Source organism: Luteimonas aestuarii (assembly GCF_004357985.1).
Taxonomy (GTDB): Bacteria; Pseudomonadota; Gammaproteobacteria; order Xanthomonadales; family Xanthomonadaceae; genus Luteimonas; species Luteimonas aestuarii.
On the sequence record NZ_SMTF01000004.1, the window covers coordinates 205,624 to 219,381 of the forward strand.

Sequence of the window (13,758 nt, forward strand, 5' to 3'; positions counted from 1 at the left end):
GCTCAGGCCGCTTTCGACGTTTCCAGGAAGTCCTGTGCGAAACGCTGCAGCACGCCTCCCGCTTCGTAGATCGAAACATCCTCGTCCGAATCCAGCCGGCAGGTCACCGGCACCTCCACCACTTCGCCATTCCGGCGATGGACCACCAGCGTCAGTTCGGCGCGCGGGTGGCGCTCGCCGACCACGTCGAAGGTCTCGGTGCCGTCGATGCCCAGCGTCAGCCGCGTGGTGCCGGGCTTGAACTCCAGCGGCAGCACGCCCATGCCGACCAGGTTGGTGCGGTGGATGCGTTCGAAACCCTCGGCGACGATGGCTTCCACGCCTGCAAGGCGCACGCCCTTGGCCGCCCAGTCGCGTGAACTACCCTGCCCGTAATCGGCACCGGCGATGATGATCAACGGCTGCTTGCGCTCCATGTAGGTTTCGATGGCCTCCCACATGCGCACTACCCTGCCTTCCGGCTCGATGCGCGCCAGCGAGCCCTGCTTCACTGCGCAGTCCACCACCGCCATTTCATTGACCAGCTTCGGGTTGGCGAAGGTGGCGCGCTGCGCGGTGAGGTGGTCGCCGCGATGGGTGGCGTAGGAATTGAAGTCTTCTTCCGGCAGGCCCATCTTCGCCAGGTATTCGCCCGCGGCACTGGACGCGAGGATCGCGTTGGAAGGCGACAGGTGGTCGGTGGTGATGTTGTCGCCCAGCACCGCGAGCGGCCGCAGGCCGCGCAGCGTGCGCTCCCCGGCCAGCGCGCCTTCCCAGTACGGCGGCCGACGGATGTAGGTGCTCTGCGGGCGCCAGTCGTACAGCGGCGCGACCGGTTCGCCGGACTCCACCCGCAGCTGGAACATCGGGCCGTACACCTGGCGGAACTGCTCGGGCTTCACGCTGGCCTTGACCACCGCGTCGATCTCTTCATCGCCCGGCCAGAGATCCTTCAGCGTGATCGGGTTGCCCTCGGCATCGAAGCCCAGCGCATCCTTCTCGATGTCGAAGCGCACGGTGCCCGCGATGGCATACGCGATGACCAGCGGCGGCGACGCCAGGAAGGCCTGCTTGGCGTAGGGATGGATGCGGCCGTCGAAATTGCGGTTGCCCGACAGCACGGCGGTCGCGTACAGGTCGCGTTCGATGATCTCCTGCTGGATCTTCGGGTCGAGCGCGCCGCTCATGCCGTTGCAGGTGGTGCAGGCGAAGGCGACGATGCCGAAGCCGAGCTGTTCGAGGTCCGGCAGCAGGCCCGATTCCTCCAGGTACAACTGCACCGCCTTCGAGCCCGGCGCCAGCGAGGTCTTCACCCACGGCTTGCGCACCAGGCCTTTGGCCACTGCGTTGCGCGCCAAGAGGCCGGCGGCGATGACGTTGCGCGGATTCGAGGTGTTGGTGCAGGAGGTGATGGCGGCGATGATCACCGCGCCATCGGGCATCAGCCCCTGCGCCTGCTCGTCCCTGCCCGCCTGCAGCTTGGCGGCATCGGCGATGCCGCGCTCGGCCAGTGCGCTGGTCGGCAGGCGGCGATGCGGGTTCGACGGCCCGGCCATGTTGCGCACCACGGTGGACAGGTCGAAATGCAGCGTGCGCTCGTACTGCGCATCGGCCAGGTCGTCCGCCCACAGGCCCGCGGCCTTCGCATAGGTCTCGACCAGCGCCACCTGCTCGTCGGTGCGGCCGGTCAGGCGCAGGTAGTCCAGCGTGTTGTCGTCGATGAAGAACATCGCCGCGGTGGCGCCGTATTCCGGCGCCATGTTCGAGATGGTGGCGCGGTCGCCGATGGTCAACGCCGCCGCGCCCTCGCCACGGAATTCGAGGTAGGCACCCACCACCTTCGACTCGCGCAGGAACTCGGTCAGCGCGAGCACGATGTCGGTGGCGGTGATGCCGGGCGCCGGCTTGCCCGACAACTCCACGCCCACCATTTCCGGCGTGCGCATCCACGAGGCGCGGCCCAGCATCACGTTCTCCGCCTCCAGCCCACCCACGCCGATGGCGACCACGCCCAGCGCATCGACATGCGGCGTGTGGCTGTCGGTGCCGACGCAGGTATCGGGAAACGCCACCCCGTCCTGCACGTACACCACGGGCGACATCTTCTCGAGGTTGATCTGGTGCATGATCCCGTTGCCCGGCGGGATCACGTCGACGTTCTTGAACGACTGCCTGGTCCAGTCGATGAAGTGGAAGCGATCGGCATTGCGCCGGTCCTCGATCGCGCGGTTCCGGGTGAACGCGTCCGGGTCGTAGCCCCCGCATTCCACCGCCAGCGAATGGTCGACGATCAGCTGCACCGGCACCACCGGGTTCACCTGCGCCGGGTCGCCTCCCTGTGCGGCGATGGCATCGCGCAACCCCGCGAGGTCCACCAGCGCCGTCTGGCCCAGGATGTCGTGGCAGACCACGCGCGCAGGGAACCACGGGAAGTCGAGGTCGCGGCGACGCTCGACCAGCTGGCCGAGGTAGTCGTCGACTTTCGCCGCGTCGGCGCGACGCACGATGTTCTCGGCGTGCACGCGCGCGGTATACGGCAACGTGGCCCACGCGCCCGGGCGCAGCGCTTCGACGGCGGCACGCGCGTCGAACCAGTCGAGATCGGTACCGGGGAGCGGCTTGCGGTGCTGGCTGTTCATGGCTGGCGACTCGGAAATAGGGAGTAAGCCCCTTCCCCCGCACGCGGGGGGAAGGTTGGGATGGCGACGCGCGCGCAGCGCGCGTTGTGTAGCGACGCGATGGCTGGCCCCCACCCCGGCCCTCCCCGCTCGCGGGGGAGGGAGTGAAGCAGGTCAGTCGCGCTGGTCGATCGGAACGAACGCCAGGTTTTCAGGCCCGGTGTAGTTCGCGCTGGGACGGATGATCTTGCCGTCGATGCGCTGCTCGATGACGTGCGCACTCCAGCCGCTGGTCCGCGCAATCACGAACAGCGGCGTGAACATCGCCGTCGGCACGCCCATCATGTGGTAGCTGACGGCGCTGAACCAGTCGAGGTTGGGGAACATCTTCTTGATGTCCCACATCACCGACTCCAGGCGTTCGGCGATGGCGTACATCTTCATGTTCGACTGCTCGGTCGACAGGTCCTTCGACACCTGCTTGATCACCTCGTTGCGCGGATCGCCGGTGGTGTACACGGGATGGCCGAAGCCGATCACCACTTCCTTCCGCTCCACCCGCGCCTTGATGTCGGCTTCGGCCTCGTCCGGCGTGTCGTAGCGTTTCTGCACCTCGAACGCGACTTCGTTGGCGCCGCCGTGCTTGGGGCCGCGCAGCGCGCCGATGGCGCCGGTGATGCAGGAATGCATGTCGCTGCCGGTACCGGCGATCACGCGCGCGGTGAACGTGGACGCATTGAATTCATGCTCGGCATACAGGATCAGCGAGGTATGCATGGCGCGCACCCAGCTCTCGCGCGGCGGTTCGCCATGCAGCAGGTGCAGGAAGTGGCCGCCGATGGAGTCGTCGTCGGTCTCCACGTCGATGGCGCGGCCGTTGTGACTCCAGTGGTACCAGTACAGCAGCATCGAGCCCAGCGACGCCATCAGCTTGTCGGCGATGTCGCGCGCGCCGGGATGGTTGTGGTCGTCCTTTTCCGGCGACACGCAGCCCAGGACCGACACGCCAGTACGCATCACGTCCATCGGGTGCGCCGACGGCGGCAGTTCCTCCAGCGCGGCCTTGACCGCCGCCGGGATGCCGCGCAGCGACTTCAGCTTCGCCTTGTACGCGGCCAGTTCGGCGCGGTTGGGCAGCTTGCCGTGCACCAGCAGGTGAGCGATCTCCTCGAACTCGCTGGTGGTGGCGAAGTCGAGGATGTCGTAGCCGCGGTAGTGCAGGTCGTTGCCGGTGCGGCCGACGGTGCACAGCGCGGTGTTGCCGGCGGCGGTGCCGGACAGGGCAACCGACTTCTTCGGCTTGAAGGGCGTGGCGGGCGTGGTTTCGGTCATGGGTGGTTCTCCTGGAAAACGTCGGGCGGGCCGCCTCGGGCCCGCATCAGGCAATCGCGTGGAACGATGGCCGCGCTGGCGGCCGGGCTGCGTTGATTGGCATGAAGCGGTCGCAAGGCCGCGCCAGCACGCGCCGGAGGGCACCGGACGGGGCAACCGCCCTGTCCGGCCCGCCGGCCGACCAGTCCGGGTCGCTGCACGGGCGGCAAGGCTCCCTCATTCCTTCACGAACAACGCGTCGAGCTTCTGTTCGAAGGCGTGGTAGCCGATGCGCTCGTACAGTTCCTCGCGCGTCTGCATGGTGTCGACCACATTCTGCTGGTGGCCATCGCGGCGGATCGCTTCGTACACGTTCTCCGCCGCCTTGTTCATCGCGCGGAACGCCGACAGCGGATACAGCTGGATCGCCACGCCCACCGAGGCAAGTTCATCGCGGGTGAACAGCGGCGTCTTGCCGAACTCGGTGATGTTGGCCAGCACCGGCACCTTCACCGCGTCGACGAAACGCCGGTAGGTGGGCAGGTCGTAGGCGGCCTCGGCGAAGATGCCGTCGGCACCGGCCTCGACGCAGGCGATCGCGCGCTCGATCGCGGCGTCCACGCCTTCGACCTGGATCGCATCGGTGCGCGCAATCAGGAAAAAATCGGCGTCGGTCTTCGCATCGGCGGCAGCCTTGACACGATCGACCATCTCGCCCTGGGTCACGATCTCCTTGCCCGGGCGATGGCCGCAGCGCTTGGCGCCCACCTGGTCTTCGATGTGGCAGGCCGCGGCACCGGCCTTGATCAGCGACTTCACCGTGCGCTCGATGTTGAATGCGCTCGGTCCGAAGCCGGTGTCGATGTCGACCAGCAGCGGCAGGTCGCAGACGTCGGTGATGCGACGCACGTCGACCAGCACGTCTTCCAGCGTGTTGATGCCGAGGTCCGGCAGGCCCAGCGAGCCCGCGGCGACACCGCCGCCGGACAGGTAGATCGCCCGGTAGCCGGCACGCCGGGCGAGCAACGCATGGTTGGCATTGATGGCGCCCACCACCTGCAGCGGCGATTCGGCGGCGAGGGCGGCGCGGAAGGCAGCGCCAGCGGAAGAACGGCTCATGTCGCTTGGCTCCTGCCCGTGCGGGTCGGCAGGGCATCCTGCCGCTTCCGCCGGGGTCGGAGGTTAATGTCGCACCGGCGGACCTGTTGATCAATCTTGATGGATTGAATCAATATGTCGCCATGCAAGACGAGTTCATCCCCGCCAACGATGCCTGCGAGCGGCTCGGCGTCAGCCCGGCCACCCTTTACGCCTACGTGAGCCGTGGGCTGGTGCAGTCACGCCCGGGCGCCGACCACCGCAGCCGCGTGTATCGCCGCACCGACATCGACAAGCTGGTGCAGCGCAAGCGTGCCGGCCGCGGGGCCGCGCGCGGCGCAGCGCAAAGCCTGGATCGCGGGCTGCCGGTGATGGAAACGCGGATCTCGCTGATCCGCCCCGATGGCCCGTGGTACCGCGGCCGCTCGGCAACGGCGCTGGTGCGCGAAGGCGCGACGCTGGAGGACACTGCGAGGCTGCTGTGGGACTGCGGCGGCGACGACCCATTCGCGAGCGCCGTGTCCGATGAGTGGCCCGGGACTGTCCGTGCCGTGGCCGGCAACACGCAGTTGCCACCGCTCGAACGCGCGATGGCGTCGATCCCGCTGCTGGCGTTGGACGTGCGCCATTCCTTCAACGCCTCGCCCGCGGTACGGCGCGACGTGGCGGCAACCTTGTTGCGCCAGAACGCAGCGCTGCTGGTCGGCGCCACGCCAAGCGACGCCCCCGTGCACCAGGTACTGGCGCGGCGCTGGCGCCCCGGCGATGCCGGCTTCGCCGACCTGGTCCGCGCCGCGTTGGTCGTCTGCGCCGACCACGAACTGAACGTCTCCGCCTTCGCCGCGCGCGTGGTCGCGTCCACTGGCGCACACCTGCACGCCACCGCATGCACGGGCCTGGCGGCATTGTCCGGCCCGCGCCATGGCGGCGCGACGGCGCGTGCGCACGCGCTGATCGTCGATGCCCTCGACGCCCCCTCGCCCGCGCAGCACATCGCCGAACGCTGGCGTCGCGGCGACGACCTGCCGGGCTTCGGCCACGCGCTGTATCCCGATGGCGACCCGCGCGCCACCGAATTGCTGGCGATGCTGCGCGCGACGCAGAATGCCGCCGCGATGCGCGGCCTCGAGGAGATGATCGAAGGCGCTTTCGATGCCAGCGGGCAACGGCCGAACATCGATTTGATGCTTGCGGCGCTGTGCTTCGTGCACGGCCTGCCCGGCTCGCACGCGCTGGTGATGTTCGCCGCCGGACGTCTGGCCGGCTGGCTGGCGCACGCACTGGAGCAGCAGGAACTCGGACGCCTGATCCGCCCACGCGCGCGCTACATCGGCACGCCCCCGGAGACGCCATCGGATCCGGAGGCAGGCGATGCAGCCACATCCGCGATCGGTTGACTTCATGCCGACCCCTGCCGACCCTGCACGACAACCACGGATGACAACCGCCACAATGCACGCCACCCTCCTGCTTGCCGCCTTCCTCGCGCTGTCCCTGTCCATGCCCGCCACGGCCAACGACGCCCACGCCACGACATCGACACCCACTCCGGTGCCCGCCGCGCCCGCGTGGCTGGCCGAGGTTGAAGCGCTGTACGATGCGGACCTCCGGGTCGCAGGCCTCGAAGACCGCACGTTCGCACCGGAACACTGGTGGCAAATCGCCACACCCCTGCTGTCGTCGCGCAACGGCTTCGCCATGCGCGAGATCGGCCGCAGTGCCGAGGAGCGCCCGCTGCGCCACGTGTCCTGGGGCCGCGGCAAGACCCGCGTGCTGCTGTGGTCGCAGATGCACGGTGATGAAAGCACCGCGACGATGGCGCTGGCCGACCTGTTCCGCTTCCTCGGCGAACACCCGCGCCACCCCATCGTGCAGCGCCTGCGCGAACGTACCACCCTGCACTTCTTCCCGATCGTGAATCCGGATGGTGCCGCGCGCTTCCAGCGCCGCAACGCGCAGGGCGTGGACGTCAACCGCGATGCGCGGGACCTCGCCACGCCCGAAGGTCAGGCACTCAAGGCCCTGCATGACGCGTTGGCACCGGATTTCGGCTTCAACCTGCACGACCAGCGGCCCGGGTATCGCGCAGGCGACTCCGAACGCGGCGTCGCCGTGGCGCTGCTGGCACCGGCCTACAACGAAGCGAACGACGTGAACGAGGTACGTGGCCGCGCGATGGAAGTCGCCGGCATGATCCGTGCGGCGCTGGAACCGTCGCTGTCTGGCCACCTGGCGCGCTGGGACGAAACCTTCAACCCGCGCGGGTTCGGCGACATGACCACGCACTGGGGCAGCAGCACGGTGCTGCTGGAAGCCGGCGGCATCGAGGGCGATCCGCAGAAGCAGTTGCTACGCAAGCACACCTTCATCGCCATGCTCGCGGGCCTGGACAGCATCGCCAGCGGCAGCCACGCCGGCGTACCGCACGGCGTGTACCGCGAACTGCCGGAAAACGGCGCGGTCTGGCCGGATCTTGCGATCCGTGGCGGCACCGTGGTGTCGGATCGACTGCCCCCGGTGCGCGCGGACGTGATGGTCGGCTTCCGCCATCCACTGGCGGAACAGGGCGGCACGATCAGCGATGTCGGCGACCTGGCCGACAGTCCATCCCGCCACAGCATCGACGCCAGCGGCCTCTACCTCGTGCCCATCGCCGATGCCGAGGGCCGCATCGCGCACAAGCGCATCGTCACCGGCGCGCCGGCGCACTTCCACCTCAGCCGCGATCCGGAAGGCCGCGACATCGTGTGGACGCTCAAGCGAGACGTCGATCCCGCGCACCCGCGCCCCTGAGCGGCGCCCGCCACACTTCGTTACAGATACAGAAAAGGCCGGGAATCCCGGCCTTTTCGTTCATCATGCGCGTCGCGTCGATCAACCGAGCAGGTGCGACACGCCGCTGCGCTCTTCCTCCAGCTCGGCGAGCGTCTTGTCGATGGCCTTCTGGCTGAAATCGTCGACCGGCAAGTCCTTGACCATCGTGTATTCGCCGTCCTTCGTGATCACCGGGAAGCCGAAGATCACGCCTTCGGGAATGCCGTAGGAACCATCCGACGGAATGCCCATCGTCACCCACTTGCCGTCGCTGCCCAGCACCCAGTCGCGCACGTGGTCGATGGCGGCATTGGCGGCCGACGCGGCCGACGACAGCCCGCGCGCCTCGATGATCGCCGCGCCGCGCTTGCCGACCTTCGGGATGAAGTCGTTCGCGTTCCAGTCGTCGTCGCCGATGCGGTCCTTGAGCGATGCGCCACCCACGGTGGCGAAGCGGTAGTCGGGGTACATCGTCGGGCTGTGGTTGCCCCACACGATCAGCTTCTCGATGTCGCCCACGGCCACGCCGGCCTTGTTGGCCAGCTGGCTCAGCGCGCGGTTGTGGTCGAGGCGCAGCATGGCGGTGAAGTTCTTCGCCGGCAGGTCCGGCGCCGACTTCATCGCGATGTAGGCATTGGTGTTGGCCGGGTTGCCGACCACCAGCACCTTCACGTCGCGGCTGGCCACCTTGTTCAGCGCCGCGCCCTGGGCGGTGAAGATCTTGGCGTTCTCCAGCAGCAGGTCCTTGCGCTCCATGCCCGGGCCGCGCGGACGCGCGCCGACCAGCAGGGCCACGTCGGCGTCCTTGAACGCGACTTCCGGATCGTCGGTGCCGACCATGCCGGCCAGCAGCGGGAACGCGCAATCCTCCAGCTCCATCATCACGCCCTTCAGCGCGGCCTGGGCCTTGTCCAGCGGCAGTTCCAGCAGTTGCAGGATCACCGGCTGGTCCTTGCCCAGCATTTCGCCCGAGGCGATGCGGAACAACAGGGCGTAGCCGATCTGGCCTGCGGCGCCGGTCACGGCAACTCGTACGGGAGCTTTCATCGATCTTTCCTCATGCAACGTGGGAGTGCCGGGCCATCGCGCTTCAGTACACGCGATAGCCCAGCGGGGTCAGTTTTTCCGAAAGCGCCGCGGTGTCGTAGCCACGCACCACGTCCTGGCCGATGACGGTGGTAGGAACGCCGCGCGCGCCGATCGCCTGCATCGCGCGGTCGCCTTCCGGCGTGTCAACGTCCAGGATGCGATAGCGCACGTTGGCCAGTTCGAAATCCTTCTGCTGCTTGCGGCAATAGCCGCACCATTCCGCGGCCAGCATCACGATGCGATCGTCGCCGGTGGCATGGCGTGGATCATCCGGATGCAGTTCCGGCGCGGCCTGTCCGCGCAGGTGCAGGAACCCGCCAACCAGCGCGAGCAGCACCAGCAACACCAGCGCACGCATCGCCGGGGCTCAGCCCAGTTCCGAGAAGAACTCGCGGATGCGTTCCATGCCCGGCGCCAGCTGCGCGGTCGGGCAGGTGTAGCTGATCCGCAGCGCACGCGGCTCGCCGAACGCCGAGCCTGGCACGCAGGCCACGCCCTTGGCGTCGAGCAACGCATTGCACAGGTCCACGTCGTTGGCGATCTTCGCGCCGGTGGGTCCATGCGTCTTGCCGAAGGCCACGCTGATGTCGGGGAACACGTAGAACGCGCCCTGCGGCTTCGGGCAGACCACGCCCGGGATCTGCGCCAGCACCGCCATCACCTGGTCGCGCTTGGCCTGGAACTCGGCGTTCTTCTGCTCGGGCACGTCCTGCGGGCCGGTCAGCGCGGCGACCGCGGCCGCGGTGGTCACTTCGGGGATGTTGGTGATGTGGTTGGAGTTGAGCGTGGTGACCGCCTTGGCCACTGCCTCCGGGCCGGCCATGAAGCCCACGCGCCAGCCCGGCATGCCGTAGGTCTTCGACAGCGAGTCGACGAAGATCACGCGGTCGCGCAACTCGGGGCGCGCGTGCAGGAAGTTGTGGTAACCGACGCCATCGAACACCATGCGGTTGTAAATGTCGTCGGTGATGATCCACGTGTCCGGGTGCTTCGCGACCACGTCGGCCAGCGCGGCGATCTCGTCCTTGGTGTACACCATGCCCGTCGGGTTGGACGGGTTGTTGAACAGGAACACCTTGGGCTTCTTCGCCAGCGCGGCGTCGAGCTGCTCGGGCGTGAGCTTGTAGTCCTGTTCGGGCGGGCACGGCAGCAACTGGATGTCGGCGTCGAGGATTTCGCCGATGTCGATGTAGCTGGTCCAGTACGGCGTGGCGAACGCGAAGCCGTCGCCTTCGTCCAGCAGCGCCTCGCACAGGTTGTAGATCACGTGCTTGGCGCCGATGCCGCTGGCGCAGTTGGCACGGGCGTACCCGGTCAGGCCGATGCCTTCCACGTGCTTGAGGAAGGCATCGAGCATCGCGTCGGCGCCGCGGTTGCTGCCGTACTGCCCGGAGTCCTTGTCCAGCGCAGCGCGTGCCGCTTCGTACACATGCGCGCCCGGCAGGAAGTTCGGCACGCCGATCGAGAAGCTGATGATGTCGCGGCCCTCGGCCTTGAGCTGCTTCGCCTTTTCGGCGACGAGCATGATGGCGCTGGGCTTGGCACGGCCCATGCGGCGGGCGAGTTGCGGCATCGCGGAACCTCTCGTGGCGGCGTGTGGGGGTCCGGCGCAGGGCCGGAAAAGAGCGGCGATTTTAACACAGCGCCGGTGCGCGGCCGGGCGTCCCGGCCGCGCACGCCAGGGGCGCCAATCAGGCCGCGAGGATGCGGTTCCACTCCGCGACGCGGTCGGCCTTCGCCGCAAGGGCGGCGTCGGCATCACCCTCGATGCGCACCGAATTGATCGCATCGCCCTGCTGCACGGCATCCACCGCATCCAGGCCTTCCACCACCTTGCCGAACACGGTGTGCTTGCCGTCCAGCCAGTCGGTCTTGATGTGGGTGATGAAGAACTGGCTGCCGTTGGTGTTGGGCCCGGCATTGGCCATCGACAGCACGCCGCGGTCGTGCTTGACGCCATTGCTGGTCTCGTCCTCGAAGCGGTAGCCCGGGCCACCGCGGCCGGAGCCCTCCGGGCAGCCGCCCTGGATCATGAAGTCGGCGATCACGCGATGGAACGCCAGCCCGTCGTAGAAGCCATGGCGGGCCAGGTTGACGAAGTTGGCCACCGTCAGCGGCGCCTTGTCGGCGAACAGCTCGACCTTGATGGGGCCGCGGGTGGTATCGAAAGTGGCGAACAGGCTCATGCGATTCAGCTCCAGGTGCCCGGATGGGCCGGTAGACCGGCTATAATAGCGGGCTTCCCTTCCGGCTTCCCCGCGCCCTGCCCCTCCGGCACCGGGTGCGGCCTCCACGAGCCCCGTGCACATGTCCATCGAACGCCTCCGCAACATCGCCATCGTCGCCCACGTCGACCATGGCAAGACCACCCTCGTCGATTGCCTGCTGAAGCAGTCCGGCACCCTGAACGAGCGCACCGTCCTCGCCGAGCGCGTGATGGACAGCAACGACCAGGAAAAGGAGCGCGGCATCACCATCCTGGCCAAGAACACCGCCATCACCTGGCAAGGCAACCGCATCAACATCGTCGATACCCCCGGCCACGCCGACTTCGGCGGCGAGGTGGAGCGCGTGCTGTCGATGGTGGATACGGTGCTGATCCTGGTGGACGCGATGGACGGCCCGATGCCGCAGACGCGCTTCGTGACCCAGAAGGCGTTCGCGATGGGCTTCAGGCCGATCGTGGTGGTGAACAAGATCGACCGTCCCGGCGCGCGTCCGGAATGGGTGGTCGAGCAGGTCTGGGACCTGTTCGACCGCCTCGGCGCCACGCCGGAGCAGATGGACTTCCCGATCGTGTACACATCCGCGATCAACGGTTATGCCTCGCTTGACGAGAACGTGCGCGACGGCGACATGACCCCGCTGTACGAAGCGATCATGCAGCACGCGCCCAAGCCCGAGGTGGACCCCGACGGTCCGTTCCAGATGCGCATCAGCCAGCTGGACTACAACAGCTTCGTCGGCGTGATCGGCATCGGCCGCATCCAGCGCGGCACGCTGAAGAAGAACATGCCGGTCGCGGTGATCGACCGCGAGGGCAAGAAGCGCCAGGGCAAGGTGCTGCAGGTGCTGGGCTTCATGGGCCTGGAGCGCATCGAGCAGGACAGCGCGGAAGCCGGCGACATCGTCGCCATCTCCGGCATCCAGGAACTCACCATCTCCGACACCGTGTGCGCGCTGGACACACCCGAGGCGCTGCCGGCGCTGACCGTCGACGAGCCCACCATCTCGATGACCTTCCAGGTCAACAACTCGCCGTTCGCCGGCAACAAGGACCTGTCGGGCGGCAAGTTCCTGACCAGCCGCCAGATCAAGGACCGGCTGGAGCGCGAAACCGTGCACAACGTCGCGCTGAAGGTCGAACAGCTGGAGGACGCCGACAAGTTCCTGGTCTCCGGCCGCGGCGAGCTCCACCTGTCGGTGCTGATCGAGAACATGCGCCGCGAGGGCTTCGAACTGGCGGTATCGCGACCGGAAGTGATCATCAAGGAGATCGACGGCCAGCTGATGGAGCCGATCGAACAACTCGTCGTCGACGTCGAGGAAGTGCACCAGGGCGGCGTGATGGAGAAGCTGGGCATCCGCAAGGGCCAGCTCAAGAACATGGAGCCCGACGGCAAGGGTCGCGTGCGCCTGGATTACATGATCCCGGCGCGGGGCCTGATCGGCTTCCAGAACGAATTCAAGACGCTGACCCAGGGTTCGGGCCTGCTGTTCCACGTGTTCGACCACTACGGCCCGAAGGAACAGGGCGCCATCGCCAAGCGCCAGAACGGTGTGATGATCGCCAATGCGCCTGGCGCCACGCCGGCGTACTCGCTGGGCCCGCTGCAGGAGCGCGGCAAGCTGTTCGCCGCCGAAGGCGACAATGTGTACGAAGGCCAGCTGGTCGGCATCCACTCCAAGGACAACGACCTGACCGTCAACGCGATCAAGACCAAGCCGCTGACCAACATGCGTGCGTCGGGCAAGGATGACGCCATCGCGCTGACCCCGGCGATCAAGTTCTCGCTGGAGCAGGCGCTGGACTTCATCGACGACGACGAGCTGGTCGAAATCACGCCGAAGGAAATCCGGCTGCGCAAGAAGCTGCTGACCGAAAGCGATCGCAAGCGCGCCAGCCGCGCGGCCTGATCCCACCCCACCGATCGGGGTTGCAGGACATGGCCACGACGGTCGTCAATGATGGCGCGCGCAGCATCCGCGCCATCGCGCTGTTCGAGGCCGCAAAAGGGCTGCTCGCCCTGGCTGCCGCCACGGCACTCGCCATCGTCGGCCCGGCGTCGCTGCGGGCATCGGTTGGCAATGCGATGGCGGCACTGCATGTGATGGATGCCGACGGCGCACGCCCGTCCCTGCTGGACCGGATCACCACGGAGACCGTGGACGTCGCCATCCTGGTCATCGTGCTCTATGGGCTGATGCGACTGGTCGAGGCCTGGGGACTTTGGCACCACCGGGTGTGGGCCTCATGGCTGGGCTGCCTTGGCGCAGCGGCCTACATCCCGTTCGAACTGTATGCGTTGTGGCGCCACCCCGACTGGCTGACCTGGGGCGTGCTGCTGCTGAACCTGCTGATCGTCGCCATCCTGGCGCGCGACATCGCACGGCGCAGACGGTAACGGCTCCGAAGCCATCACTCCGGCGCAAGCCGGGACCTAGTGCCTCTTCCGTCACAACAAGCGAAAGACGCCGGGTCCCGGCTTTCGCCGGGATGACGGCTGTTGGACAGTGGGTCTACGTAGAGCAGCAACGCTACTGGAAGACCCGGAGGGCGGCAGGCAGGACGCCAGCCGTTTTTCGACAGGACATGGATATCCTGTCGAAAAATCCCGTCGAGACAGAC

The 13,758-nt window shown here is 67.5% G+C and carries 11 protein-coding genes; 4 read left to right on the plus strand and 7 right to left on the minus strand.

What is annotated here, in order from left to right:
* Positions 1 to 2 precede the first annotated feature (2 nt).
* The 3 genes from acnD to prpB form a co-directional block, all read right to left on the minus strand.
* Entirely contained in the window at positions 3 to 2,618 is a 2,616-nt protein-coding gene (gene acnD, locus E2F46_RS08030; RefSeq protein WP_133321553.1) for a Fe/S-dependent 2-methylisocitrate dehydratase AcnD, read from the minus strand.
* A gap of 153 nt (positions 2,619 to 2,771) precedes the next feature.
* Complete coding sequence (gene prpC, locus E2F46_RS08035; RefSeq protein ID WP_133321554.1) at positions 2,772 to 3,929, minus strand: bifunctional 2-methylcitrate synthase/citrate synthase; 1,158 nt, start codon at positions 3,927 to 3,929, stop codon at positions 2,772 to 2,774.
* Positions 3,930 to 4,145: 216 nt separating this feature from the next.
* Complete coding sequence (prpB, locus tag E2F46_RS08040) at positions 4,146 to 5,027, minus strand: methylisocitrate lyase (RefSeq protein WP_133321555.1); 882 nt, start codon at positions 5,025 to 5,027, stop codon at positions 4,146 to 4,148.
* 122 nt (positions 5,028 to 5,149) lie between these two features.
* On the opposite strand from prpB, the gene E2F46_RS08045 reads away from it, so the two are divergent.
* Complete coding sequence (locus E2F46_RS08045) at positions 5,150 to 6,403, plus strand: citrate synthase family protein (RefSeq protein ID WP_133321556.1); 1,254 nt, start codon at positions 5,150 to 5,152, stop codon at positions 6,401 to 6,403.
* Between the two features lie 55 nt (positions 6,404 to 6,458).
* A complete protein-coding gene (locus tag E2F46_RS08050) occupies positions 6,459 to 7,799 on the plus strand; it encodes a M14 family zinc carboxypeptidase (protein ID WP_165967398.1) in 1,341 nt (446 codons plus the stop codon).
* Between the two features lie 81 nt (positions 7,800 to 7,880).
* On the opposite strand, the gene E2F46_RS08055 is transcribed toward E2F46_RS08050, so the two are convergent.
* The 4 genes from E2F46_RS08055 to E2F46_RS08070 all read right to left on the minus strand — a co-directional run bounded on the left by E2F46_RS08055 (position 7,881) and on the right by E2F46_RS08070 (position 11,095).
* On the minus strand, positions 7,881 to 8,867 hold the full coding sequence (locus tag E2F46_RS08055; protein WP_133321558.1) for a malate dehydrogenase: 987 nt from the start codon (positions 8,865 to 8,867) through the stop codon (positions 7,881 to 7,883).
* 43 nt (positions 8,868 to 8,910) lie between these two features.
* Entirely contained in the window at positions 8,911 to 9,267 is a 357-nt protein-coding gene (locus E2F46_RS08060; protein WP_133321559.1) for a glutaredoxin family protein, read from the minus strand.
* A gap of 9 nt (positions 9,268 to 9,276) precedes the next feature.
* Positions 9,277 to 10,482 (minus strand): aminotransferase class I/II-fold pyridoxal phosphate-dependent enzyme, encoded by a 1,206-nt coding sequence (locus E2F46_RS08065; protein WP_133321560.1) that lies wholly within the window; start codon positions 10,480 to 10,482, stop codon positions 9,277 to 9,279.
* A 118-nt stretch (positions 10,483 to 10,600) separates the two neighbouring features.
* Positions 10,601 to 11,095 (minus strand): peptidylprolyl isomerase, encoded by a 495-nt coding sequence (locus tag E2F46_RS08070; protein WP_133321561.1) that lies wholly within the window; start codon positions 11,093 to 11,095, stop codon positions 10,601 to 10,603.
* A 121-nt stretch (positions 11,096 to 11,216) separates the two neighbouring features.
* Here E2F46_RS08070 and typA point away from each other — a divergent pair, with 121 nt between their 5' ends.
* Together typA and E2F46_RS08080 are read left to right on the plus strand one after the other, a co-directional pair.
* Positions 11,217 to 13,046, plus strand: coding sequence for a translational GTPase TypA (gene typA / locus E2F46_RS08075; protein ID WP_133321562.1), 1,830 nt, complete (start codon positions 11,217 to 11,219; stop codon positions 13,044 to 13,046).
* 29 nt (positions 13,047 to 13,075) lie between these two features.
* Positions 13,076 to 13,534, plus strand: coding sequence for a DUF2127 domain-containing protein (locus tag E2F46_RS08080; RefSeq protein WP_133321563.1), 459 nt, complete (start codon positions 13,076 to 13,078; stop codon positions 13,532 to 13,534).
* Positions 13,535 to 13,758 lie beyond the last annotated feature (224 nt).

Excerpts from the sequence above, each read along its gene's own strand:
- acnD (WP_133321553.1), bottom strand. The coding sequence starts at position 2,618 with ATGAACAGCCAGCACCGCAAGCCGCTCCCCGGTACCGATCTCGACTGG.
- prpC (WP_133321554.1), bottom strand. The coding sequence starts at position 3,929 with ATGACCGAAACCACGCCCGCCACGCCCTTCAAGCCGAAGAAGTCGGTT.
- prpB (WP_133321555.1), bottom strand. The coding sequence starts at position 5,027 with ATGAGCCGTTCTTCCGCTGGCGCTGCCTTCCGCGCCGCCCTCGCCGCC.
- E2F46_RS08045 (WP_133321556.1), top strand. The coding sequence starts at position 5,150 with ATGCAAGACGAGTTCATCCCCGCCAACGATGCCTGCGAGCGGCTCGGC.
- E2F46_RS08050 (WP_165967398.1), top strand. The coding sequence starts at position 6,459 with ATGCACGCCACCCTCCTGCTTGCCGCCTTCCTCGCGCTGTCCCTGTCC.
- E2F46_RS08055 (WP_133321558.1), bottom strand. The coding sequence starts at position 8,867 with ATGAAAGCTCCCGTACGAGTTGCCGTGACCGGCGCCGCAGGCCAGATC.
- E2F46_RS08060 (WP_133321559.1), bottom strand. The coding sequence starts at position 9,267 with ATGCGTGCGCTGGTGTTGCTGGTGCTGCTCGCGCTGGTTGGCGGGTTC.
- E2F46_RS08065 (WP_133321560.1), bottom strand. The coding sequence starts at position 10,482 with ATGCCGCAACTCGCCCGCCGCATGGGCCGTGCCAAGCCCAGCGCCATC.
- E2F46_RS08070 (WP_133321561.1), bottom strand. The coding sequence starts at position 11,095 with ATGAGCCTGTTCGCCACTTTCGATACCACCCGCGGCCCCATCAAGGTC.
- typA (WP_133321562.1), top strand. The coding sequence starts at position 11,217 with ATGTCCATCGAACGCCTCCGCAACATCGCCATCGTCGCCCACGTCGAC.
- E2F46_RS08080 (WP_133321563.1), top strand. The coding sequence starts at position 13,076 with ATGGCCACGACGGTCGTCAATGATGGCGCGCGCAGCATCCGCGCCATC.